A 23,997-nucleotide genomic window follows, 5' to 3' on the forward strand; every position below is an offset into this window, starting at 1 on the left:
TCCAGCCGCAGCAGGGGTGCCTCGGTCACGGTCAGCTGATCCCGGCCTCGGCGCAGGCCTTGGCCACCTGCGGCACGCACAGCTCCGCCGCCTTGACGTAGCCGTCGTCGACCACGGCCTTGACGTTGTCCTTGGTGATGGACTGCGGGTCGAGCAGCACGGCCGGCACGTCCTTGCCCGAGGTCGGGTCCTTGACCGTGCTGGTGGCGGTGCTGGGCTGCTGCTCCTTGGCGAGCGCGATCGCCAGCCCGGCCGCGGCGTCGGCCTCCTTCTTGACCGCCTTGTAGACGGTCATGCACTGGTCGCCGGCGAGGATGTTCTGCAGGCCCTGCACGGTCGCGTCCTGCCCGGTGACCGGCACCTGGCCGTTGAGCTTGTTCTTCTTCAGGATGCCGATCGCCGCGTTGCCGAGGGTGTCGTTGGCCGCCAGGACACCCTTGATGTCGCGGTTCTCGGTGAGCATCTGCTCGAAGATCGTGGCGGCCTGGGCGCCGTCCCAGTCGGGCACGTCCTGGTTGGGGCCCTTGGTGAACGTGCCGTCGGCGTACTTCGGGTCGAGCACCGAGTTGTAGCCCTGCGCGAACAGGGTGGCGTTGTTGTCGGTGGGCGAGCCGTTGAGCTCGGCGACGACCGGCTTGGGGTACTTCTTGGCGGCCAGGCAGTCGGCCAGCCCCTGCCCCTGCAGCTCGCCGACCTTCACGTTGTCGAAGCTCACGTAGTAGTTCGCGCCGCCGTCGAGGGTGAGCCGGTCGTAGTCGATGGTCGCGATGCCCGCGGTCCGGGCCTTGTCGAGCACCGCCTTGCCGGTTCCGGAGTCCAGGTTGACGATCATCAGCACCTTGACCCCGCTGGAGATCATGCCCTCCGCGATCGTCTGGAACTGGCTCTTGTCGCCCTGCGCGTTCTGGATGTCGGCGCTCACCCCGGCGGCGGCGAACGCCTGCTTGAGATAGGTCAGATCGGCGGTCGCCCAGCGCGCCGAGCTCTTGGTGTCCGGCAGGATGACCCCGACCTTGCCGGCCGAGGCGCTGCCACCGCTGTCGTCTCCCGCGTCGTCGCCGCAGGCGGTCAGCCCGCCGAGGATCAGCGACCCGGCGGCGGCGCAGGCGAACAGTCCTTTGCGCATCATCGATGTCCTTTCGGGCACGGACGGACCGGAATCATCGGAAGATTTCCGGAACTTCCAGAAGTGACAGCCGACCCGAGAGAGGTCCACTGTGACAAGCGCAACTCTGACGGACGTGATCCAGCCGCACAAGAGGCGTCTCGGACGAACTTGTCGCCGGATCCTCACCCACATGTGACGCCCAGCAACCGAAAGTTCCGGAATCTCGGCGAGATCGACAGGTAACCGATGGCCGCCATAGTGTGCTCGTCAGCCCCCACTCTCACCGCGAGGCTCCCCTTGGCACTGTCACGCATGCGCGGACTCGGGTTGATCGCGGTCGCCGCGCTCCCCCTCGCGCTGATCCCGCCGGCCTCGCCGGCCGCCGCCGCGCCCCCGCCGGCCGGAGCGGCACCGCCGGCCACCGTCACGCTGATCACCGGCGACAAGGTCACCACGGCCGCCGGCGGCGTCGAGGTCCGCGACCGCGAGGGCCGGCTCACCGGCTATCTCACGCACGCCGAGCACGGCGACACGTACGTCTATCCGCACGACGCGCTCCCCCACCTCGCGTCCGGGCTGCTCGACAAGGACCTGTTCAACGTCACCGACCTGGTCGCCGACGGCTACGACGACGCGCACAGCACGGGCATCCCGCTGATCGTCACGTACGCCGGAGGAAGCTCCGCACGGCAGGCGGCACCGGCCGGGGCGACCGGCATCCGCCCGCTGGACAGCATCGGCGGCGCCGCCCTGACCGCCGACCGCTCCGGCGCGTTCCTGGCGTCGGTCACCGCGGCGGCGACGGGAACCAGCCGGGAGCCGGCCGGGGCGCGGGCAGCGGCAGGGACGATCCGCAAGATCTGGCTGGACGGCCGGGCCGGGGCGGCGCTGGCCGAGAGCACCGCGCAGATCGGCGCGCCGGAGGTCTGGCGGCAGGGGAACACCGGCGCGGGCGTCGACGTCGCCGTCCTGGACACCGGCATCGACACCGGCCACCCCGACCTGGCCGGACAGGTCGCGGCGAGCCGGTCGTTCGTGCCCGGCGAGTCCATCGAGGACGGCAAGGGACACGGGACGCACGTGGCGTCCACCATCGCCGGCACGGGCGCCGCGTCCGGCGGCAAGGAGCAGGGTGTCGCGCCCGGAGCCCGGCTGCACGTCGGCAAGGTGCTCGCCGACGACGGCTTCGGCCAGGAGTCGTGGATCATCAGCGGGATGGAGTGGGCGGTCCGCGACCAGCACGCCCGGATCGTCAACCTGAGCCTGGGCGCCGACCCGACCGACGGCACCGACCCCATGAGCCTCGCCGTGAACGAGCTCAGCGCGGAGACCGGCGCCCTGTTCGTGATCTCCGCGGGCAACGCGGGCCCCGGCGCGTACTCGGTGGGCACGCCCGGCGCGGCCGACGCCGCCCTCACCGTCGGCGCGGTCGACAACCGGGATCTGCTGACCTTCTTCTCCAGTCAGGGGCCACGGCTCGGCGACCGGGCGCTCAAGCCCGACCTGACCGCGCCCGGCGCGGACATCCTGGCCGCGCGCTCACAGCACATCACCGAGGGCGAGGGGCCCTACCTGACGATGAGCGGCACCTCGATGGCCGCCCCGCACGTCGCCGGCACGGCCGCGCTGCTCGCCGCCGCACGGCCGGGGCTAACCGGGCAACAGCTCAAGGACGCCCTCGTCAGCACGACGGCGGCGACCCCCGACGTGACGGCCTATCAGGGTGGCACCGGCCGGCTGGACGCCGCCGCGGCGACCCGGTCACCGGTCTTCGCCACCGGGTCGGTCAACTTCGGCTACCCGGACTATCCGACCGCGCCGTCCGGGGCGGTCACGCGCGAGGTCACGTACACGAACGTCGGCGCCGAGCCGGTCTCCCTGGCCCTGACCACGTCGCTCGACCTGATCACCCTGTCCGCCGGCACGATCACCGTGCCCGCCCACGGCAGCACGGTGGTGACCGCGACGACCTCGTTCGACAAGGTGCCCGGCGACCGAGCCTTCTCCGGCTTCGTGACGGCGACCGGCAGCGGCGTCGCGCTGCGCACGTCGATCGCGGTGGGCCAGGAGGGCGTACGCCACCAGCTGCGCCTGCGCACGAAGGACCGGGCCGGCAAGCCCGTCGCCGGCCAGCTCGTGCTGCTCGGCACGGACACCACCCGGACCTTCTCGGTCGACGCGACCGGCGCCCTGGACCTGCGGCTGCCCGAGGACACGTACACGGCCTGGTTCAGCACCGACGTCCAGGGCCGGCACGGTCCCGGGTCCAAGGGGCTGGCCATCCTGCCGGTCACGGACATCGGTCTCACCGCGGACCGGACGGTGGTGTTCGACGCCACGAAGGCCCGGCGGTCCACGGCGGTCACCCCGCAGCAGTCCACCGTCACCGCCTCCCGCTACGAGCTGATCCGCGAGGTGGCGGGCAGCCCGTGGCTGGACGCCTGGTACCCCGGCCAGGAGTACGACAGCGTGTGGGTGCTGCCCACCGGGAAGGCCGACCGCGGCTCGCTGACGCTGGCCGCGCGCTGGCGGCTGATGCAACCGGCCCTGACCGTCGCCGGCTACGACGACCTCCGGGTGAAGCCGGGCGCGACCCCGCTGCCCGCCGGGCTGCGCGAGCTCGATGCCGTGCTCGGCGGCGACGTGCGCGGCAAGGCCCTCGTCGTCCGGAACGACGCCGGCATGACGATCGAGCAGCGGGCCGCCGCCGCGGCAGCCGCGGGCGCCAAGCTGCTGCTGGTGGTCAACGACGGCGACGGCCGGCTCGCGCCCTGGCCCGGCTCGGTGTGGGTGCCGGCCGATCCGCCGCCGCTCACCGTCGCGACGCTCACCCGCACCGAGGGCGACGCGCTGATCGCCCGCCTGCGGCACGAGCGGCGGGTCCGGCTCGGCGTCGCCGCACACCCGGTCATCCGGTACGCGTACGACCTGGTCGCCGACTACGCCACCGGCATCCCCGCGGACCTGACCCATCGGGCCACGCCGGGCACCCTGGCCCGCGTCGACGTGTCCTTCCGGAACTGGCGGGCGGGCCGCGCCCTCGAGCAGCGCGCCGACACCGACCCGCTCGGTTCGGCGGCGTCGCTGGACTACACCGAGACGCCGGCCCGCGGCGAGCGCACCGACTGGGTCACCGCCGGCGAGAAGTGGGTCGCCGACGTCCAGCTCCCGGACGAGCAGACGCAGCACACCGCGCCCGTCGCGTACCGGGCCGGATCGGTGCACGCCGAACGCTGGTTCGGGCCGGTGCAGCGGCCCCGGCTGGTCGACGACCCCGGCAGCATCAGCGTGTTCCGGCAGGAGGGCGGCTGGTTCTTCGCCCACGTGCCCGGCTGGGGCGACTCGGGCACCGCGCACGAGGGCACCGGCGTGGGCCTCGACGCCGCGGACGACCGGCTCGCGCTCTATCAGGGCGAGCGGTTGGTGAGTTCGGCGGACCGCTACACCCCGCTGCTGGTGGCCGGTCCGCTCGCCACCGGGCGGCTGCCGTACCGGCTGGTGTCGGAGAACGACCGGGACGCCTGGGCCGGGCCGTACTCCCCGCACACCCGGACCGAGTGGAGCTTCACGTCGGCCGACGTCAAGCCGGGCACGGTCGAGTCCCCGCCCCTGATCCAGCTGGACTACGGCGTGGACACCGACGCGGACGGGCGCGCCGGGCGCACCTTCGACCTGACGATCGGCACGTCGTTCCTGGCGACGGCCACGGGAGCCGGGTCCGTGCGCGAGGTGACGCTCGAGGTGTCGTACGACGACGGTGAAAGCTGGCACCGCGCCTCGCTGCGCCGCGGCACCGCCCGGATCACCGCCCCGCGGGCGGCCTCGTTCGTCACGCTGCACGTGACCGCCCGCGACAGCAAGGGCAACACGGTGGACCAGCGCATCACCCGGGCCTTCGGCCTGCGCTGACCCGGCGGCGGCGCGGGTGCCCGGTCCTCCAGGCACCCGCGCCGGTGCGGCTGCTCCGACGGTCGAGCCCCGGAGGACCGGGCCCGCTCAGCCGGCCGCCACCAGGCGCCAGTTGTTGTCGGCGCTGCCGTTGTCGGACTCCTGGACGACCTGGGTGCCCCACGCGCCGGCCCCGTCGAGCAGGGCCAGGACCTTGCCGCTGTGGACGTTGCGGATCCGGTAGGACCCGTCGCCGTTGGCCACCAAAGTCCAGCGGTGGTCGGCCGTGCCGGTGTCGCCCCACTGCAGCACGCGCGCGTTGTCGCCGGTCGCCATGTTCTCGACGCCGAGCACCTTGCCGCTGTGGACGTTGCGGAAGCGGTAGGCGGTGCCGTCGGCGATCCGGACCCAGAGGTGATCGGCGGTGCCCGTGTCACCCCAGCCGACGGCCAGGCCGCCGTCGGCGGTGGACATGTCCCGGACGCCGAGCACCAGGCCCGTACCGGCATTGACCAGCTTGTAGGTGGTGCCGGCGCCGGTGGTGTTCCAGTAGACGACGTAGTTGAAGCCGTGGGCGTCGTGGAACGGTCCGAGGCCGACGGTGGTGCCGTTCGCGGTGGCGGAGAAGGCGAGGCTGCTCGTACTGGTGCGGGTGATCGAGGAAACGGTCAGCGCCGGCGCCGCGGACAGGGCCGTGTCGCCGTAGTTGCCGCAGAGCACCGCCGGCCCGTACGTGACGGCTTGCAGGCCCGCGTCGTCGTTGGCCGCCTGCATGATCACACGCATCGGCAGGCGCAGGGTGACGGTGTCACCGGCCGCCCAGGTCCTGGTGACAGTCGCGTAGCCGCCCGGCGTCGCGGTCACGTTCTGCACGACGCCGTTGACGCTGACGACCGGGCCGGCCGTCCACGCGGGGATGCGCAGCCGGATGCTCCACGAGCCGCTCGGGGAGCCGGACACCGTCAGGGTGGTGGTGTCACCGGCCGGGTAGCTCGTGGCCTGCGTGACGGTGATGCCGCGCTCGGTCCAGGACAGCGTGGACGGCACGAACAGGTTGACGATCAGCGTGGTGCCGCTGGAGAAGTAGATGGAGTCCGTCAGCTTGGTGTTGGTCTCGATGCCGGTGCCCTGGCAGCACCAGAAGCTGGAGTAGTCGGTGGACCAGGTGCCGCCGCCCCACGCCGGCCCGACGCCCCGTCGCCCGCCCGGCCGCAGCGGCGTGAAGTAGGTGACATGACCGTGGCTGTCGGCCGGGTTCTGCGCGCCGATCAGATGGTTGAGCAGCGCCCGTTCGTAGTAGTCGAAGTAGTCGGCCCGGTCGGGATCGAGCTGCCACAACTCCCGGGTCAGCTGCAGCATGTTGTACGTGTTGCAGTGCTCGCAGGTGTCGTCGGTGAGATACCCCACGATCGCGTCCGGTGGCCGGAAGTGCTCGGCCTGACTGTTGCCCCCGATGACGTACGTGTGCGCCGCAGTGATCATGCCCCACGAGTTCGCGGCGATGTCGCGGTAACGGGTCGTCCCCGTGGCCTTGTACTCGCGCGCGGCCCCGATGAGCTTCGGGATGGTGGTGTTCGCGTGTCTGCCGTCGAGCTGGTCCTGACCGGCGGCCAGCGGGTCGAAGACCGCGGCGTGGTCGAAGCGTTGCGCGACGGCGAGCCAGCGGGCGTCGCCGGTCTGCTGGTAGAGGTCGGTGAGCACGGCGTTCATCCCGCCGAACTCGGTGTTCAGCACGGACTGCATCTGGCTGTAGCTCAGCCGGGCGGTCCGCCGGTCGACCCAGCCCGCGAGACTCAGCACGACGTCACGGGCCTGGGTGCTGCCGATGTACCGCCAGACGTCGAGCAGCCCCGCCAGGGTCTTGTGGATGCAGTAGTACGACACGGACACCGGGTTGCCGGCCTCGAGCGCGCTGAAGTCGGACTCGGGGAAGCCCGAGAGATAGCCCGCCCCGAATCCGGCCGCGCCGTTGTTGGCCTGGCACTTGGCCAGTTCGGCGACCATGGCGACGGCCTTGTCGCGGCAGGTGGCGTCGCCGAGCGCCGCGTAGGCCTGGGCCCAGGCGGTCAGGAAGTGACCCTGCACGTGGCCGCGGAACGGGAAGTCGGGCGCGTCCCACCCGCCGTCGGGGGCGGCACCGCCGGTGGACAACCGATGGTTGGCGCGGAACACATACAAAAGCCGATTGACGTCGATGAATCGTAAATAGTTCAGCGCGCGGGTCTGGTTGTCGAAGAACCGGCCGGCCGTGAGACGCACCTGACCCCACCCGAAGGGCGCCGCCGAAATCCCCGCGTCCGGCCGGGCGGGCGGGACGACGGCCGCCGCGGCCGGCTCGGGCCGGACCACGCCGGCACCGCCGGCGACGGAGGCCGCACCGAGGCCGGCAGCCTGCAGCAGACGGCGACGACTCACGAAGGACGCCACGGGAACCTCCAGCCGAAAATACGCCAAGACAATGACGCTTATCAATTGCTGAGTGAGCGTTAACATCAGCGTCCGGCATGGTACGGCAGTGCTTCGCAACCGCTCAAGAAGCCGGCGCCGCCGATGTTCGGGGCGCAGCGCCGGCAGCAGCGGGTATCGGTTTCCGGGCGTGCCGCAATGCGATGATGGCGCGAATCCGGCCTCAGGGAGCCTTCGGGCCCGCCTTGCCGGGCGCGGCCGGCTTCTTCTTGGGCTTCGCCTTCTCGGGCTTAGCCTTCTTGGCCACCGGCTCGAGGACGACCTTGCGGGCCGCTCCGCCCTTCGGCGCGGCCTCCGGTGGCGACGTGTGCGCCGGCGCGGTCCGCCGGTGCGGGGCGGACACCGGCTTCGCCCGGGGCGCGGACGACGAGACCGTGGCGGCGGGCGTCCGGGCGGAGGTGGCGGGCGTCCGGGTGGGGGTGGCGCTCGGGACCGGCGCGGCCGCTGCCGCCTCGGCCTGCGGGGGCGGGGGACCGCTCGGCCACCAGATGCCGCCGGCGCCGAGGACCGAGGCCGCCACGCCGGAGGCGATGAGCAGGCCGCGGGTGCGCCGGCGGCGGGAGGCGCGGACGGGCGGCGGGACGCTCGCCGACGCCGCACTGCGCAGCAGCGCCGGGGAGGGCAGCCCGGCGACCTTGCCGAGCAGCTCCGCTACCTCCTGCGCGGACGGCCGGTCGGCGGCCTCCTTGGCCAGGCACCGCATCACGAGCCGGGCGACCGCCGGAGGCAGGCCCAGGACGACCGGCAGGGCGGAAGGGCTGGTGTAGACGTGCGCCCGGACCATCTGCGTGACGGTCGACGCGTGCCACGGCATGCGGCCGCACAGCGCCAGGTAGAGCAGCAGGCCGAGCGCGTACACGTCGGTGGCGGCCCGCACCGGCCCGCCCGCGATGCGCTCCGGCGCGAGGTAGGCGGGCGTGCCGAGCAGCCGGCCGTCCTCGTCGTCGGTCGCGCCGACGACGGCCGAGATGCCGAAGTCCACCAGCTTGACGCCGGTGCCGCCGACCATGACGTTGGCGGGCTTGACGTCGCGGTGCACGAGACCGTCGGCGTGCGCCTCGGCCAGGGCGGCGGCCACCTGCGCGCCGATGAGGACGGCGACCTTCCAGGGCAGGCGCCCGCCGGACAGCAGGTCGGCGAGGCTGCGGCCGTCCACCAGCTCCATGACGACGAACGACAGGGTCCGGCCGTCGGCCGTGAACTCCCCGTAGTCGTACACCTCGACGACGTGGGCATGCCGCAGGCCGGCCGCCGCGCGAGCCTCGCCGCGGATCCGGCGCCGCAGCGCCGGGTCGTCCGCCAGGTCCGGTGCCAGCACCTTGACCGCCACCTCGCGGTCCAGCACGTCGTCGGTGGCGCGCCAGACGACCGACATGCCACCCCGGCCGAGCTGGTCGCGCAGCCGGTAGCGGCCGGCGATCAGGTGTCCGCTCTTCACCAGCTGCCCGTTCCCCGGCATCGGGGGCCGGAAACCGGGCCGGGCCGATCATCCCTGACGGCACCGGTGAGGCTCGAAAGTTTCAGGAGCCTTCCGGAATCCAATGCTCACATATGGTCGCCCCTCGTGGCGATATCCCGATTTTGATCTTCTCCAGCACCGGAAAGGCGATCTCACGAGTTCCGAAAGTTACCGGAAGTTGTTGACAACAACTTCCGGCCGCGGCCATATTCAATCGACAAACATCGAAGTGTCGGCGAAGCGGGGACCCGTCCTCCTCCCGCTCCGCCGGCGCCCACCCTCCGACGTCCTCGAGGAGTCAGCACATGCCCGACATCCCCGCATCACCGAAGCGCGCCGGCCGCGGCCGCCTCCGGGCGCTCGTCGCCGGCCTGAGCACCGCCGTGCTGGCGGCGGCATCGATCGCCTGGGCGGGCGCCGCGCAGGCCGAGGCGGACCGGACCCTCACCTCGAACCTGACCGGCTACCACAACGGCTACTTCTTCTCGTACTGGAAGGACACCGGCAACGTCACGATGCGCCTCGGCGCCGGTGGCAGCTACAGCGTCCAGATGAGCGGCATCAACAACTTCGTCGGCGGCAAGGGCTGGAAACCCGGCTCGGCCCACACCGTCAACTACTCGGGCACCTTCAACCCGAACGGCAACGGCTACCTCGCCCTGTACGGCTGGACGACCAACCCGCTCATCGAGTACTACGTCGTCGAGGACTTCGGGAGCTACAACCCGAGCAGCGGCACCCAGTCGCTGGGCTCCGTCACCACCGACGGCAGCACCTACGACCTGTACCGCACCCAGCGGGTCAACCAGCCGTCCATCATCGGCACCGCGACGTTCTACCAGTACTGGAGCGTGCGCCGTAACCACCGGACCAGCGGCACCATCACCACGGCCAACCACTTCAACGCCTGGTCCCGGTCCGGCCTGACCCTGGGCACCCACGACTACCAGATCATGGCGACCGAGGGGTACCAGAGCAACGCCAGCTCCAGCATCACCGTCAGCGAGGGCTCGGGCGGCGGCACCACGCCCACCGACCCCACCACGCCGAACCCCGGCGGCTGCACCGCGACGCTGTCGGCGGGCGAGAACTGGAGCGACCGCTACAACCTGAACGTCGCCGTCAGCGGCTCCAGCAACTGGACCGTCACGATGAACGTCCCGTCCCCCCAGCGGATCAGCGCGACGTGGAACACCACGGCGAGCTGGGACTCCAGCGGGCAGATCATGACCGCCCGGCCGAACGGCAGCGGCAACAACTTCGGCGTGACCATCATGAAGAACGGCAGCACCACCTGGCCCTCGGTGTCCTGCAGCGCGAGCTGACCCCCGGACGCACGGCCCCGAGGGGCCCGGGCTCACCCGCGCGGCGAGCCCGGGCCCCGCTTGCGCCCCGGCGCCCGCGACGGCGCGTGTTCGTCACCGGCGGGGCGGCCGGTCGCCGGGCGTAGAGTGGCGTCATGGCAGAGACGGGAACCACCGCGCGGCGCGATGCCTCGCTGGGGCACGCCTGCCTCACCTATGACGATCCGGCGGACTTCGACACGGCCGCCCGGGACTTCCTCGCCGCGGGCAGGGCCGCCGGGCAGCGGGTCTGTTACATCGGGACCGGCCGCCCGGTGGGCTGGGAGTTCACGCCGGAGGTGATCGACGTCGCGGCGCAGTATCCGACGGGGTCGGTGATCGATCCGGAGGCGGGGCTGGCGGTCTACGCCGCGGCGACCGAGCAGGCGCGCGCGGAGGGTTACACCGGCCTGTGCGTCGCGGCCGACGTCACGGAGCTGGTGCGCACCCCGGCGCAGCTGGAGGCCTTCGCCCGTTACGAGTTCCTGGTGGACCGCTACATGCGTGATCATCCGTTCACCGCGATGTGCGCCTTCGACCGGGGCGAGCTGGGCGCCGACACGACCGTCGAGCTGGCCTGCCAGCATCCGGACTCGGTGGCGCCCTTCCGGCTCTACGCCGACCGGCCCGACCGCTCCGGCGTGGCGCTGGCCGGCGAGCTCGACGCCGACACGCTGACCTGGTTCCAGCACGCGCTGCGGCGCTGCGACCTGGTGCCGGCCGGGGGCGAGCTGACCGTGGACGGGTCGGGGCTGACCTTCATCGACCACCAGTCGTTGCTGAGCCTCGACCGCTACGCCCGCGAGCGCGACGCCACCGCCGTGCTGCGCACCTCCTTCTCGTCGGCGGGGCTGATGGCAAGGCTGATGAAGCTGACCGGAGTGCGCGTGGAGCTGGTGGCATGAGGACAGGGGCCGCCGCCGGTCACCAGGGCTACTTCCACGAGGCTCTGCCGTACGCGTCGGGTGACGAGCTGCTGTCGGTGGTCGTGCCGTTCCTGCTCGACGGGGTCGCGGCGGGCGAGCCGGCCGTCGTGGCGTTCGGCGCGGACAATGCCGCCCTGGTGCGGGCCGCACTGCCGGCGGACTCGGGCGTCGAGTTCCTGTCCGGCGGCGACACGTACGCCCGGCCGGCCGGTGCCATCCGCGCGTACCGTGACCTGCTCGGCCGCCGGGTCGCGGCGGGCGCCACCCAGATCCGCATCGTCGGCGAGCTGCCGCGGCCGGCGCTGGGCCGCACCTGGGACTGGTGGGCGCGCTACGAGGCGGCGATCAACCACGCTTACGACGACTTCCCGCTGTGGAGCCTCTGCGCCTACGACACCCGGCACACGCCCGCGGCGGTGCTCGCCGACGTCGGCCGGACGCATCCGCGCTTCATCCGGCCGGGTGACCGGCACGAGATCAGCCCGGCGTACACCGAGCCGCGGACCTTCCTGACGGAGAACCGTCCCCTGCTGCCCGACCCGCTGCAGGAGCAGCCGCCGCACGCCGAGCTCGCGGACCCGACGCCGGGGCAGGCGCGGCAGGCGGTGCGCGAGGCGGCCGCCGGGCTGACCGCCGCGGCCCGCGACGACCTGGTGGTCGCGGTGAGCGAGACGGTCACCAATGCCCATCGGTACGGGCACCCGCCCGCCCGCCTCAGCGTCTGGTCCGATGCCGACCGGGTCGTGGTCGCCGTGAGCGACGCCGGCGAGGGCCCGAAGGACCCGTTCGCCGGCCTGCTGCCGAACCAGGACAGCGCCCCCGGCGGCCGCGGCCTGTGGATCACCTACCAGGCGTGCGACCACGTCGCCTCGGCGCGCGACGCGTCCGGCTGGACGATCCGCATGATCACCGGCGAGCTGGACTGAGGCCTGTTTCAGCACTGAGGCCGGGCTGCGGCGGGCCCAGTCATGAAACAGGCCTACCGCTGGAGTCTCGCGCAAGTTTGCCGGACTGCGGGCCATGGGGAGTCCAGCTCGGTCGCCGTACCGTCGCTGTTGTCGGTTCACCCCACGACAACGAAGAGGTACGTCATGAGCGTCACCACGCCGTTCCCGGCGACCGCCACCGCGGCGGAGATCCTGCGCGGCATCGACCTCGGCGGCAGGCGTTTCCTGGTCACCGGCGGCTCGTCCGGCCTGGGCGCGGCGACCGTCCGGGCCCTCGCCGGTGCCGGCGCCGAGGTCGTCGTCGCCACCCGCGATCCGGGGGCCGCGGCGCCGCTGACGGCCGAGTTCCCCACGGTCCGGGCGGAGGCGCTCGACCTCGCCGACCTGACCTCCGTACGGGCCCTCGCCGCGCGCTGGTCCGGACCGCTGGACGCGCTGATCGGCAACGCCGGCATCATGGCCGTGCCCACCCGGCGGCGCAGCGCCCAGGGCTGGGAGCTGCAGTTCGCCGTCAACTATGTGGGCCACTTCGCGCTGGTCACCGGCCTGCGTGACGCGCTGCGCCCGGGCGGCCGCGTGGTGCTGGTCAGCTCGGGCGCGCACCGGCAGGCGACGGTCGACCCCGACGACCCGGCGGGCGAGCGGCAGCCGTACGACCCGTTCGCCGCGTACGCCCGGGCCAAGCGCGCCGAGATCATGCTGGCGGTGGCGCTGTCGCGGCGCTGGGCCGGCGACGGCATCACCGCGAACGCGCTGAACCCGGGCTTCGTCCACACCAACCTGCAGCGGCACCTCGACGACGACACGATGCGCTCGTTCGGCGCCATGGACGCGGCGGGCAACCTGGTCACGCCGGACTACTACAAGACGCCCGAGCAGGGCGCCGCGACCTCCGTGCTGCTCGCCGCCTCGCCGCTGGTCGACGGCGTGACGGGCCGCTACTTCCAGGACAACCAGGAGACGGCGAGCGAGGCGCTGGATCCGGTCGCCGCCGAGCGCCTGTGGGACTGGACCGAGCGGGAGATCCGGCCGGCGCCGTGACCGGGCGCAGGCGCCGGAACCGGTCCCGCCGCGGTTAGGCTGACGGTTCCCGCCGAGAGGAACCCGCATGCGCGATGCCACCCTTCGCGACGTGGCCGCCCGGGCCGGCGTGTCGATCCGCACGGTGTCCAATGTGGTGAACGGCTACGCACCGGTGTCGCAGGCCCTGCGCGCCCGCGTCGAGCAGGCCCTGACCGAGCTCGACTACCGGCCGAACCTGATCGCCCGCAACCTCAAGCAGGGGCGCACCGGCCTGCTGTGCCTGGTCGTGCCCGAGCTCGACGTGCCCTACTTCGCCGAGCTCGCGCGGGCGGTGATCGCCGCCGGCCGGGAGCGGGGCTACACGGTGATGCTGGACCAGACGGACGCCGATCCCGGCCGCGAGCGGGAGCTGCTGACCGGCAACTCCCGGCTCGCCCTCTTCGACGGGCTGATCCTGAGCCCGCTGACGCTCACCAGCCAGGAACTGCGCTCCCGCGGCAACCGGGCGCCGCTGGTGCTGCTCGGGGAGCATCTCTTCGACGGCAGCTTCTCGCACGTGGCCATCGACAACGTCGCCGCCGCCCGGGAGGCGACCGAGCATCTCATCGGGCTCGGCCGCACCCGCGTCGCCGCCGTCGGCGACCAGCCCTATCGCACCGGCGACACCGCCCGACTGCGCACGGCCGGGTACCGGCAGGCGCTGGAGCGCGCCGGGCTGCCCTACGATCCCGCGCTGGTCCGGCCCACCGAGCGCTTCCACCGCCGGCTCGGCGCCGCGGCCGCCCGCGAGCTGCTGGCGCTGCCGGAGCCGCCGGACGCGATCTTCTGCTACAACGACCTGCTCGCCGTCGGCGCCCTGCGCGCCCTGCTGAGCGCCGGCGTGCGGGTGCCGGACGACGTCGCCGTCATCGGCATCGACGGCATCGAGGAGGGCGAGTTCACGACGCCCAGCCTGAGCACGGTGGTGCCCGACAAGCAGCAGATCGCCGACCTGGCCGTGCGGCACCTGGTGGCGCTCGTCGAGGACGGCACTCCCCCGGCGCCGGCCGAGGTGCGAGCCGCCCACCAGCTCCTGCCCCGGGAGAGCACGCTCGGCTCTGCAACGATGCAAAATTGATGTTCATCGTCTTGCAACGTCGGCACAACACGAGCATGGTGAGGGAAGAGGCAGTTACGGGGACCGATCTTCAGGGAGGCGTCATGAGAATGCGCGGACCGATCCGGGCCGCCGCCGCGGCCGTCCTCGTCGCGGCCTGCCTGGCAGCGCCCAGGGCAATGGCGGCGACCGCCGGCACGATCGCGTGGAACACCGCCGCCCGTCATTTCGTCACGACCGGCGTCTACGCGCGGGTCGAGCGCGTCCGCAACGGCGACCTGCTGCTGGCCTACAGCGACGGGCCGGCGGTCAACGTGCGGCGCAGCAGCGACAACGGCACCACGTGGAGCGGCGCCACGCGCGTCGCGCAGCAGAGCGGCTACAACTACACCAACGCCGAGCTGCTGCAGCTGGCCAACGGATGGCTGCTCTATCTCTGGAACGGGCGCCCGGTCACCGACGGCGGCGCCCAGCGCTACGTCATCATGTCGAAGATCAGCCGGGACGGCGGCGCCACCTGGTCCGACGAGCGCACGGCCTACACCGGCGACAACGTGTTCAGCAACGGTGTGTGGGAGCCGGCCGCGATCCAGCTGCCGTCCGGCGAGGTGCAGCTGTTCTTCGCCAACGAGAGCCCGTACCGGTCGTCGGACGAGCAGGAGATCACGCTCATGCGCTCGTACGACAACGGGCTGAGCTGGGGCGGCGCCAAGGCCGTGTCGTTCCGCGCGGGGCATCGCGACGGCATGCCCGTACCGGTGCGGCTGGCCGGGGACGCCGGGCTGGCCGTCGCGATCGAGGACAACGGCCTCAACGGCGACTTCAAGCCCGCCGTCGTCTGGTCGTCCACCGCGAACAACTGGCAGGGCCCGTCGACCCGCTGGTCCGCGTTGCGCTCCGACCAGCAGCTCCCGGCCGCCGTCTACGCCGGGGCGCCGTACCTGGCGCAGCTGCCCACCGGCGAGACGGTGCTGTCCGTCCAGTCCACCCAGGGCCGCGCCCAGAACACGTTGAGCGTCGCCAACATGCAGGTCTACGTGGGTGACAGCAGCGCGAAGAACTTCGCGAACCCGACGACGCCCTTCCCGGACCTGCCGGCCGGCGCCAACGCCCTGTGGAACTCCGTGACGCCGCTGGACAACGACAACCTCCTGGCGGTCAGCTCGGTCACCGGCCTGGGCCGCGACGGCATCTGGATCGTGCCCGGCCGCATCGTCCGGGGCTGACCGCCCACGCCACCGGCTCGCGGGTGCGGCGTGCCGGGCACCCCCGGTGACCGGCCGAGGATTGGATCATCGGCGGCCGGGCATCACCGGGCATGACAATCAGCCGCAATGCGCACCGGCGGGTGCGGATCGATCGGTCGTTGCCGCGGACGGCGGGGCATTCCGTGCGTACCGTGGTGGTGGGGGGAGGCATCGCCGGCATGAGCGCGGCGCTGCTGCTGGCCGAGCGCGGTGTCGCCGTGACCCTGGTGGAGCGCGACGACCGGCTGGGCGGGCGGCTCGCGGCGTGGCCCAGGCGGCTGGCGGACGGCACGACCCAGATGGTCGGGCACGGCTTCCACGCCTTCTTCCGGCAGTACTACAACTGGCGCGCCGTCCTGCGCCGCGTCGATCCCGAGCTCGGCTTCCTGCGCCCGGCGCGGCACTACCCGGTCGTGTCGCGGACCTGGCCGGACGAGGACTTCGGGGGCCTGCCGGGCCGGCCGCCGTGGAGCCTGCTGGCGCTGCTGGCCCGCTCGCCGAGCCTGCGGCTGCGCGAGATGCGTGACGTGGACGGGCCGGCCTCGCTGGCCCTGCTGCGCTACTCCCAGGCGCAGACCTACCGCGAGTACGACACGATGTCCGCCGCCGAGTTCCTCGACCGGCTCGCCATGCCGGAGCGCGCCCGGGCGCTGCTGTTCGACGTCTTCGCCCACTCCTTCTTCAACCACGCGGCCGAGATGTCGGCGGCCGAGATGATCATGCAGTTCCACTTCTACTTCCTGCGCAACGCCGAGGGACTGGGCTTCGACGCGCCGGACGACGACTACCAGACGACCATCTGGGCGCCGCTGTGCGCGCGGCTGCAGGCGCTGGGCGCCGACATCCGGACGGGCGCCGCCGTCGACCGGATCGAGCCCGGCTGGGCCGTCACCCTGCGCGGCGGCCACCGGATCGAGGCCGACCATGTCGTGCTGGCCACCGACCCGGCCGCCGCCCGCGGCATCGTCGCGGCCTCCCCGCTGCCGCCCCGGCTGACCCGCGACATGGCCACGATCAGGACCACGGCGCCGTACGCGGTCAGCCGCTTCTGGACCGACCGGGACGTTGCGGGCGGGCGCGCCGCCTTCAGCAGCGTGGCCCGCGAACCGCTGCTCGACTCGGTGAGCCTGTTCCACCGGGTCGAGCAGGGCCCGGCCCGCTGGTCCCGGCAGACCGGTGGCGCGGTGGTGGAGCTGCACGCGTACGCCGCGGAGGCCGGCATCGATCCCGCCACGGCGGCCCGCGACATGTGGTCCCAGCTGTCCGCGCTCTGGCCGGAGACGGCCGGGCTGCGCATCCTCGACACCGACAGCCGCATCGGCACGGACGCGCCCGCCTTCGACGTGGGGAGCAACGCCACCCGCCCCGGCGTGGCGACCGACGCGGACGGGTTGTTCCTCGCCGGCGACTGGGTCCGCATGCCGTTCCCGTGCGCCCTGATGGAACGCTCCGCCGCCTCGGCCGCCCTGGCCGTCAACGCGATCCTGCGCCGCCACGGGGTGCGCCCGGTGCAGGTCTACTCGGTCCCGCCCCGCGGCCTGCTCGCCGGCCGCACCGACAAAGCCGGCCGCGCCGACAATGCCCGCCGGCGCTGACAATGCCCGCCGGCGCTGACAATGCCCGCCGGCGCTGACAAAGCCCGCCCGCGCAGACGAGGGCGGTGCGGCGGCCCCGGAGGACTGCCGCACCGCCCCGGCGCCCGGATCAGCTCAGGCTGAACCGCTGGTTGGCCTGCCCGTTGCAGTCGTAGATCTGCACCTGCTGGCCGTTGCCGGTGCCCCACACGTCGAGGCAGCGTCCGGACTGGACGCCGGTGATGGTGCCGGCGGAGGTGACGGTCCACTGCTGGTTGGCCTGCCCGTTGCAGCTGTAGATCTGCACGGCCGAGCCGTTGCCGGATCCCGCGGCGTCCAGGCACATCGACCCGTACACGGTCAGTTGCCTGTCGGACGTGAGCGTCCAGGTCTGGTTGGTCTGGCCGTTGCAGTCGTAGAGCTGCACCCGCGTGCCGCTGGTCTGCGACGCGTTCGGGACGTCGAGGCAGCGGCCCGACTGGGCACCCACGATCCGCCCGCCGGTGCCCGAGGGCGGCGGGGTCGTCCCGCTCGGCGGCGGTGACGACGGTCCGCCGCCGGCGGAGTTGAGGGCGTTGAGCACCGAGGTGTACGCGGCCTTCTTGGCGCCGCTGCCGTCGAAGAGCAGGGGGTTCTCGCTCGCGCGCCACGAGTCGCTGTCCCGCACGCCCCACACGGTGATGCCGACGCAGCGCGGCACGTTGAGGCAGGCCTGGGTGAGGCCGGCGTACTGCGAGGTGGACGCGTTGGTGACGTCGACCTCGGTCAGGGCCACGTCCACGCCCAGCGCGGCGAAGCTGGACAGGGTCGTCTGGAAGTTGCCGGGCAGCGAGCTGCCGCCGGTGAAGTGGGTCTGCAGACCCACGCAGTCGATCGGGACGCCGCGCGACTTGAAGTCACGGATCAGGTTGTAGACGCCCTGCGTCTTGGCGTACGTCCAGTTCTCGATGTTGTAGTCGTTGTAGCAGAGCTTGACCGACGGGTCGGCGGCCCGGGCGGTCCGGAAGGCCACCTCGATCCAGTCGTTGCCGGTGCTCTGCAGGTTGGACGAGCGGCGGCTGCCGTTCTCGGCGAAGGCCTCGTTGACCACGTCCCAGGCGTAGAGCTTGCCCCGGTAGTGCGCCATCACGCCGTTGATGTGGTCGATCATCGCCTGGCGCAGGGCGCTGCCGCTCAGGCCGGACCACCAGCTCGGCTGCTGGGCGTGCCAGGCGAGGGTGTGGCCGCGGACCTTCATGCCGCGCTGCGTGGCCCAGTTGTAGATCTGGTCGCCGGAGCTGAAGGTGAACACGCCGCGCTGGGGCTGGGTGGCGTCGGGCTTCATCTCGTTCTCGGCGGTGATCATGGTGAATTCGCGCCCGGCGATCGAGCTGTAGGTGCTGTCACCGAGCCGGCCCGCCGCGATCGCCGTCCCGAAGTAGCGGCCCGACTGCGCGGCCGCCGCGCCCAGGGTGCTCGCCGCGGCGTTCGCGTCGGGCATCACCATGCCGACGCCCACGGCGGTGAGGGCCGCCACGGCGCCCCCGAGCAGGGGGCGCAGCCATCGTGATCGGCTCCGCGGGGAAGAGCTTGCTGCCACGACGATCTCCTTCCGGATTGACAACGACGAATGTCGATGTGACGCCATGCTGGCACGGCAACATCGCCGAAACAATATTTTTCAGAGAACTTCCGGAACAAGATCCGCGTTGTAAAGAGCGTTTGTGCTGATCAGTACGCCAAAATGTGCCAGCACTTCCGCCCTGTAGCCGGAAGTTTCGGGAATCAGCCGGCCAGCGCGGAGCGGATCAGGAACGAGCTGTCGGAGCTGAAGACGGCGCTGCCGTCCGACTGGTCGACCCACAGCTGGTCGCCGCGGTGCCGCAGGAACCAGCCCGGATAGTTCGACGACTCGAGGGTCACCGAGCCGAGCCCCACGGCGCTGCGCGCACAGAACGTGGCGTCGCCGCGGAACAGCGCCGTCCCGTCGTCCGGGCTGAGCCGCAGCCGCCACGAGGAGTGCCGCAGATAGCGCCCGTCCGCCGCCCGGAAGGAGTGGCACGCCGCGTCGTCGAGCCCCGGCACCACGCCGAAGGTGGCCCGGCCGCGGGTGGCCGCCGGACTCCCCCGATCGGCGGGCACCAGCACCCCGAGGTCGTCGATCGTGGCCACGAAGCGGCCCGGGGCGTTCTGCGCCTCCAGGGAGACCGCGCCGTCCCGCAGCGACGGCGACCGGCCGGCCGGCGCCCGGGTGCCCGGCGGCGAGGACGACCGCCGGGCCGCCGGCGACCGGGACGGCACGGCGGAGCTGGGCGAGGGCGCCGCGGCGGGAGCGGCGACGGCGGGGGGCACGGGCGGCCGGGACTCGGGCCATCGGGTCGCGGCCACCGTGCCCCCGGCCGCCAGGGCCCCGATCGTCAGCGTCACGATTACCGGATGGGCGACAGCGGCCGCGCCCCACCCCGTGGCGACCGTCGCGCCGGCCACCGCGCCGGGCACCGCGGCGCCTCCGCCCAGCGCCGAGGCCGCCAGGCCGGCCGGCACCGGCAGCAGGGTCAGGGCGGGCAGCAGCCGTTCGGCGCCGACCATCCCGGCGCCCGGCTCGGAACAGTACGCACACCCCCGCACGTGCCGCGAGATGCGCTTGCGCCACAGCGGCTGCGGTGTGCCGTCCCACCGGTCCACCACGGCGGCGAGCTCCGGGCACCGGGGGCGGCGCTCGAGTGCGGCGACGACCCGGCGGCTGACCTCCAGCTGGTCGCGGAGGCGCTGCATGCGTACGCCCGCATGCGCCGGGCTGGTCCCGACGGCGGCCGCGAGCTCGCCGCGCGACAGCTCCCCCGCCATCGCCAGCCACCACAGCGGCAGCAGCGCGCGGTTGTCGGCGTCGAGCCAGTGCCCGGCGCGCTCGGCCTGCCGGCGCTGCCGGGAGAAGTCGACGCCGATCGCGGTCGCCTCCTCCGAGGGACTGCGCTCGTCCGGCACGGAGGCGGCCTCGTCCAGCGGCGCCCGGCGCGCGGCACCGGCCCCGGCGCGGCGCAGGTGGGTGCCGACCTGCCGCACCGCGATGGCGACCAGCCACGGGCGGAACTGCGCCGGCGACCGCAGCGAGGGCAGCTGCCGGACGACCCGCAGCATGGTCTCCTGCACCACGTCGTCCACGTCGGCATGCGGGCCCCGGCCCGGACGTTTCGCTGCCGGCGGGTCGCCCAGGCCCCGCCGCACGACCGTGTAGACCAGCGGCAGACCGGCTCGCAGCAGCTGCTCCAGCGCCCGGCGATCGCCGGCCTGCGCGGCCGCCACCAGCGCCGCCTCATCGGTACGGATAGCTCGCATCTCCCCTTCTCGACGCCCGATCCTGCCACAGACCCGCCCCGGTTCTGCAGCGGCAAAAAAGTGTTACGACGGCGCCGCCGAGAAAGTCGCCGCCCGAGAAATGTTGCGTCGAACCGGGCGAAAGAGTCGCCCTTGAGGGCCCCGAAACATCCCCATTACATTGCCGTACATGAATGGAAACGCTCCCAGCCGGCGGCTGCTGCCGCTCTCCGGCGCCGCCGTCGCGGGATGGCCGACGGCGACCGCAGCGGGCTCGCCATGCTGCGCGACTCCTCCGCGTGGATCGGCATCCGCAAGGACAACGGCGTCACCCGCGCCTCCATGACCAACGGGCTCACCATGTCCACCAACGGCTGGACCACCACCGCCCCGGTCGGCAGCGGCTCGGGACGGTGCCTCGACGTGCCGCAGGGCGCCACCGCCGAAGCCAAGGCGCAGCTCGGGACCCGCACCGGAGCCACGAACCAGATCCGGACCCGCCGATGATCCCCACCTGGAGGACGATGTGACGACAGAAAGCAAGCGACGGCGCTGGCTGGCGGCAGCCGTGGGCCTGGTCACCACGCTGGCCGGCGTGGCGGTGGCAGCCCCGCCGGCCTCGGCCGCGACGCCCGACACCAGCGTCTGGTACACGCTGGTCAACCGCAACAGCGTCAAGGCACTGGACGTCTGCGGCGCGTCGACGGCGGACAACGCCTGCGTGCAGCAGTACGCCCGCTCGGGCGGCACCAACCAGCTGTTCCAGTTCGTCAGCTCGGGCGGCGGCTACTACCGGCTGAAGGCGCAGCACTCGGGCAAGGTGCTCGACAACTACAACTTCTCGACGGCCGACGGCGCCGCGGTGGTGCAGTGGACCGACAACAACACCACCAACCAGCAGTGGTCGCTGGCCGACTCGGACGGCGGCTACGTCCGGCTGATCAACCGGGTCAGCGGCAAGGCGCTCGAGGTGCAGGGCGCGGCGACCACCGACGGCGCGGCGATCGTCCAGTACGGCGACTGGGGCGGCACCAACCAGCAGTGGCAGCTCGTCCCCGCCGGCACCCAGAACCCCGGCAACCCGGGAAGCTGCACCCTGCCGTCGACCTACCGGTGGAGCTCGACCGGCTCGCTCGCGAACCCGCGCTCGGGCTGGGTGTCGCTCAAGGACTTCACCACCGTTCCCTACAACGGCAAGCAGCTCGTCTACGCGACCACGCACGACACCGGGACGACGTGGGGCTCGATGAACTTCACGCCGTTCACGAACTGGTCGGACATGGCCTCGGCGAGCCAGAACGCCATGAGCCAGTCCGCCGTGGCGCCGACGCTGTTCTACTTCGCGCCTAAGAGCATCTGGGTGCTGGCGTATCAGTGGGGCTCGTGGCCGTTCATCTACCGCACCTCCAGCGACCCGGCCAACCCCAACGGCTGGTCCGCGCCGCAGCCGCTCTTCACCGGCAGCATCAGCGGGTCGGGCACCGGGCCCATCGACCAGACGCTGATCGCCGACGGCCAGAACATCTACCTCTTCTTCGCCGGCGACAACGGCAGGATCTATCGGGCGAGCATGCCGATCGGAAACTTCCCCGGCAACTTCGGCTCGTCGTACACCACCATCATGAGTGACAGTACGAACAACCTGTTCGAGGCGCCGCAGGTCTACAAGATCGCCGGGCAGAACCAGTACCTCATGATCGTCGAGGCCATCGGCGCCAACGGCCGCTACTTCCGGTCCTTCACCGCGACCAGCCTCAACGGGTCGTGGACGCCGCAGGCCGCGACCGAGAGCAACCCCTTCGCCGGCAAGGCCAACAGCGGCGCCACCTGGACCAATGACATCAGCCACGGCGAGCTGGTCCGCACGACCGCCGACCAGACCTTCACCGTCGACCCCTGCCACCTCCAGCTGCTCTACCAGGGCCGCTCCCCCAGCTCCGGCGGCGACTACGGCCTGCTGCCGTACCGCCCGGGCCTGCTGACGCTGCAACGCTGATCACGGGGCGGACGGTCCGAGCAGCCCGTGCTCGTACGCGTAGATGACAGCCTGGACGCGGTCGCGCAGGCCCAGCTTCATCAACAGGTGCGACACGTGCGTCTTGACCGTCTGCTCCCCCACGAAGAGGCGGCCCGCGATCTCGGCATTGGAGTGACCGCGGGCCACCTCCAGCAGGATCTCCCGCTCCCGGGCGGTCAGCCGGTCGAGCTCGCGCGGCTCGCCGGCCGGCGCCGGGGCGAGCCCGTCGGCGAACCGGGACACCAGGCGCCGGGTCACCGACGGGTCGATGAGCGCGTCGCCGCGGGCCACCACCCGGACGGCGCCGAGCAGCTCCTCCACCGGCATGCTCTTGAGGCAGAAGCCGCACGCCCCGGCGCGCAGGGCCCGATAGACGTACCCGTCGTCGTCGTACGTGGTGAGCAGCATGACCCGGGTCTCGAGGCCGCGGGCCGCGACGGCCTCGGCCGCCGCGAGACCGTCCATCCGGGGCATCCGGACGTCCAGGACCGCCACGTCCGGGCGCAGCCGCTCGATCTCGGCCACCGCCGCCTGACCGTCCCCGACGTCGCCGACGCACTCCAGGTCGCGCTGGGTCTCCAGCGCGTTGCGGAAGCCCGAGCGGAAGAACTCGTGGTCGTCGGCGAGCAGGACACGGATGGCGGTCAACGGGACTCCCAGGGGATGGTCAGGGTGAGGGTCCAGGCGTCCGGGGCGGGATCGATCGTGACGGTGCCCCCGAAGAGCCCGGCCCGGTGCCGGATCCCGTCGAGGCCACGCCCGGTGCCGGGGCCGGAGGAGCCGCCGGGCGCGTTGCGGCCGGTGATGCGCAGCTCCCCCGGGCGCTGGGCGACGACCAGGTCGAGGGTGCCGTCACCGTGCCGCAGCGCGTTGGTGAGCAGCTCCTGCACGATCCGGTACGCCGCCAGGTTCACCGACGGCGGCAGCTCGGGCGGTACGAGGCTGTCCGTCGCGAGGTGCACGGTGAGCCCGGCCCGGCGGCTGCCGTCGACGAGGTCGCCGAGGGAGTCCAGACCCGGCTGGCGTACCCCGTCGGTGCCGGTGCCGTGCAGCAGGTCGAGCATGCGTCGCAGGTCTCCCAGCGCCGCCCGGCTCGAGGTCTCGACCTGCTCGAGCGACGACACCGTCCGGCCCTGGGCGGCGGGCAGCCCGGACCGCAGGCCGAGCCGGGCCGCCGCCGCGTGGATCCCGACCGCGCTGACGTGGTGCGAGATGGTGTCGTGCAGGTCCCGGGCGATCGCCGCGCGCTCGGCCTCGAGGGCCGCGGTCACTGCCCGCTCCGCCTCGCGCCGCTGTTCCTCGGCGTCGCGCCGGATCCGCTCGGCGCGGCGCCGGACCTCCGCGATGTAGCCGCTGCGCCCGGTGGTGTGCCGGCCCAGCAGCCAGGGCAGGACCGTGTTGGTCAGCGTGATCAGGATGTTCTCGGCGGTCGCGTCGAAGCCCTGGATCAGCTGGGTGCCGGTCATGCCCGCGATGAGCGCGGCCAGCGTCGCCCACGAGCGCCGGCCCTCGACCCAGGCCCCGGCCCGGTAACCGGCGACGGCCAGCCCGGTCGCGTTGCCGATGCTGTCCCGGTCGCCGGTGGCGGCGGCCAGCACGGCGGCGACCC

The 23,997-nt window shown here is 72.6% G+C and carries 17 protein-coding genes; 10 read left to right on the top strand and 7 right to left on the bottom strand.

Going from position 1 to position 23,997, the window contains the following annotated elements; translation table 11 throughout:
• Positions 1-31: 31 nt before the first annotated feature.
• Complete coding sequence (locus RBH18_RS33020; protein ID WP_306214394.1) at positions 32-1,126, bottom strand: sugar ABC transporter substrate-binding protein; 1,095 nt, start codon at positions 1,124-1,126, stop codon at positions 32-34.
• Positions 1,127-1,420: 294 nt separating this feature from the next.
• Here RBH18_RS33020 and RBH18_RS33025 point away from each other — a divergent pair, with 294 nt between their 5' ends.
• Positions 1,421-5,017 carry a S8 family serine peptidase gene (locus tag RBH18_RS33025; RefSeq protein WP_306214395.1) on the top strand — a complete coding sequence of 1,199 codons (3,597 nt, stop codon included), beginning with the start codon at positions 1,421-1,423 and terminating at the stop codon, positions 5,015-5,017.
• A gap of 87 nt (positions 5,018-5,104) precedes the next feature.
• Here RBH18_RS33025 and RBH18_RS33030 read toward each other — a convergent pair whose 3' ends face one another.
• A complete protein-coding gene (locus RBH18_RS33030; protein WP_372339028.1) occupies positions 5,105-7,411 on the bottom strand; it encodes a beta-L-arabinofuranosidase domain-containing protein in 2,307 nt (768 codons plus the stop codon).
• Positions 7,412-7,625: 214 nt separating this feature from the next.
• Positions 7,626-8,900 carry a serine/threonine-protein kinase gene (locus RBH18_RS33035; RefSeq protein ID WP_306214397.1) on the bottom strand — a complete coding sequence of 425 codons (1,275 nt, stop codon included), beginning with the start codon at positions 8,898-8,900 and terminating at the stop codon, positions 7,626-7,628.
• Positions 8,901-9,226: 326 nt separating this feature from the next.
• Between RBH18_RS33035 and RBH18_RS33040 the strand changes: the two genes are divergently transcribed.
• The 7 genes from RBH18_RS33040 to RBH18_RS33070 all read left to right on the top strand — a co-directional run bounded on the left by RBH18_RS33040 (position 9,227) and on the right by RBH18_RS33070 (position 17,098).
• Positions 9,227-10,246 carry a glycoside hydrolase family 11 protein gene (locus tag RBH18_RS33040; protein ID WP_306214398.1) on the top strand — a complete coding sequence of 340 codons (1,020 nt, stop codon included), beginning with the start codon at positions 9,227-9,229 and terminating at the stop codon, positions 10,244-10,246.
• A 134-nt stretch (positions 10,247-10,380) separates the two neighbouring features.
• Positions 10,381-11,169, top strand: coding sequence for an MEDS domain-containing protein (locus RBH18_RS33045; protein WP_306214399.1), 789 nt, complete (start codon positions 10,381-10,383; stop codon positions 11,167-11,169).
• Positions 11,166-12,116: an anti-sigma factor RsbA family regulatory protein gene (locus RBH18_RS33050; protein WP_306214400.1), complete on the top strand. Its 951-nt coding sequence runs from the start codon at positions 11,166-11,168 to the stop codon at positions 12,114-12,116. The genes RBH18_RS33045 and RBH18_RS33050 overlap by 4 nt, the downstream gene beginning before the upstream one ends.
• A 165-nt stretch (positions 12,117-12,281) precedes the next feature.
• Positions 12,282-13,178, top strand: coding sequence for an SDR family NAD(P)-dependent oxidoreductase (locus RBH18_RS33055; RefSeq protein ID WP_306214401.1), 897 nt, complete (start codon positions 12,282-12,284; stop codon positions 13,176-13,178).
• Between the two features lie 67 nt (positions 13,179-13,245).
• The gene (locus tag RBH18_RS33060) at positions 13,246-14,277 is read left to right on the top strand and encodes a LacI family DNA-binding transcriptional regulator (protein ID WP_306214402.1); all 1,032 of its coding nucleotides are present in this window, start codon (positions 13,246-13,248) and stop codon (positions 14,275-14,277) included.
• A gap of 83 nt (positions 14,278-14,360) precedes the next feature.
• Positions 14,361-15,482 carry a sialidase family protein gene (locus tag RBH18_RS33065; protein WP_306214403.1) on the top strand — a complete coding sequence of 374 codons (1,122 nt, stop codon included), beginning with the start codon at positions 14,361-14,363 and terminating at the stop codon, positions 15,480-15,482.
• 92 nt (positions 15,483-15,574) lie between these two features.
• Positions 15,575-17,098 (top strand): FAD-dependent oxidoreductase, encoded by a 1,524-nt coding sequence (locus RBH18_RS33070; protein ID WP_372339029.1) that lies wholly within the window; start codon positions 15,575-15,577, stop codon positions 17,096-17,098.
• Positions 17,099-17,207: 109 nt separating this feature from the next.
• Here RBH18_RS33070 and RBH18_RS33075 read toward each other — a convergent pair whose 3' ends face one another.
• A complete protein-coding gene (locus RBH18_RS33075; RefSeq protein WP_306214405.1) occupies positions 17,208-18,704 on the bottom strand; it encodes an endo-1,4-beta-xylanase in 1,497 nt (498 codons plus the stop codon).
• A 137-nt stretch (positions 18,705-18,841) separates the two neighbouring features.
• Positions 18,842-20,392: a sigma-70 family RNA polymerase sigma factor gene (locus RBH18_RS33080; RefSeq protein WP_306214406.1), complete on the bottom strand. Its 1,551-nt coding sequence runs from the start codon at positions 20,390-20,392 to the stop codon at positions 18,842-18,844.
• A 228-nt stretch (positions 20,393-20,620) separates the two neighbouring features.
• On the opposite strand from RBH18_RS33080, the gene RBH18_RS33085 reads away from it, so the two are divergent.
• Together RBH18_RS33085 and RBH18_RS33090 are read left to right on the top strand one after the other, a co-directional pair.
• The gene (locus RBH18_RS33085) at positions 20,621-20,878 is read left to right on the top strand and encodes a hypothetical protein (RefSeq protein ID WP_306214410.1); all 258 of its coding nucleotides are present in this window, start codon (positions 20,621-20,623) and stop codon (positions 20,876-20,878) included.
• 19 nt (positions 20,879-20,897) lie between these two features.
• Positions 20,898-22,367: a non-reducing end alpha-L-arabinofuranosidase family hydrolase gene (locus tag RBH18_RS33090; RefSeq protein WP_372339030.1), complete on the top strand. Its 1,470-nt coding sequence runs from the start codon at positions 20,898-20,900 to the stop codon at positions 22,365-22,367.
• Here the strand turns inward: RBH18_RS33090 and RBH18_RS33095 are convergent, their stop codons facing one another.
• Both RBH18_RS33095 and RBH18_RS33100 read right to left on the bottom strand, forming a co-directional pair.
• Positions 22,368-23,036, bottom strand: coding sequence for a response regulator (locus RBH18_RS33095; protein ID WP_306214407.1), 669 nt, complete (start codon positions 23,034-23,036; stop codon positions 22,368-22,370).
• Positions 23,033-23,997, bottom strand: a 965-nt coding sequence (locus RBH18_RS33100; RefSeq protein ID WP_306214408.1) for a sensor histidine kinase, incomplete at its 5' end; no start/stop codon positions are given. The genes RBH18_RS33100 and RBH18_RS33095, both read right to left, overlap by 4 nt.

This window comes from Actinoplanes oryzae (assembly GCF_030757795.1).
Taxonomy (GTDB): Bacteria; Actinomycetota; Actinomycetes; order Mycobacteriales; family Micromonosporaceae; genus Actinoplanes.

What these genes read in the sequence shown, in the direction of transcription:
- RBH18_RS33065 (WP_306214403.1), top strand. Translation starts at nt 14,361, where the DNA reads ATGAGAATGCGCGGACCGATCCGGGCCGCCGCCGCGGCCGTCCTCGTC.
- RBH18_RS33080 (WP_306214406.1), bottom strand. Translation starts at nt 20,392, where the DNA reads ATGCGAGCTATCCGTACCGATGAGGCGGCGCTGGTGGCGGCCGCGCAG.
- RBH18_RS33070 (WP_372339029.1), top strand. Translation starts at nt 15,575, where the DNA reads ATGACAATCAGCCGCAATGCGCACCGGCGGGTGCGGATCGATCGGTCG.
- RBH18_RS33045 (WP_306214399.1), top strand. Translation starts at nt 10,381, where the DNA reads ATGGCAGAGACGGGAACCACCGCGCGGCGCGATGCCTCGCTGGGGCAC.
- RBH18_RS33060 (WP_306214402.1), top strand. Translation starts at nt 13,246, where the DNA reads ATGCGCGATGCCACCCTTCGCGACGTGGCCGCCCGGGCCGGCGTGTCG.
- RBH18_RS33055 (WP_306214401.1), top strand. Translation starts at nt 12,282, where the DNA reads ATGAGCGTCACCACGCCGTTCCCGGCGACCGCCACCGCGGCGGAGATC.
- RBH18_RS33050 (WP_306214400.1), top strand. Translation starts at nt 11,166, where the DNA reads ATGAGGACAGGGGCCGCCGCCGGTCACCAGGGCTACTTCCACGAGGCT.
- RBH18_RS33020 (WP_306214394.1), bottom strand. Translation starts at nt 1,126, where the DNA reads ATGCGCAAAGGACTGTTCGCCTGCGCCGCCGCCGGGTCGCTGATCCTC.
- RBH18_RS33040 (WP_306214398.1), top strand. Translation starts at nt 9,227, where the DNA reads ATGCCCGACATCCCCGCATCACCGAAGCGCGCCGGCCGCGGCCGCCTC.
- RBH18_RS33075 (WP_306214405.1), bottom strand. Translation starts at nt 18,704, where the DNA reads ATGGCGTCACATCGACATTCGTCGTTGTCAATCCGGAAGGAGATCGTC.
- RBH18_RS33085 (WP_306214410.1), top strand. Translation starts at nt 20,621, where the DNA reads ATGGCCGACGGCGACCGCAGCGGGCTCGCCATGCTGCGCGACTCCTCC.
- RBH18_RS33025 (WP_306214395.1), top strand. Translation starts at nt 1,421, where the DNA reads ATGCGCGGACTCGGGTTGATCGCGGTCGCCGCGCTCCCCCTCGCGCTG.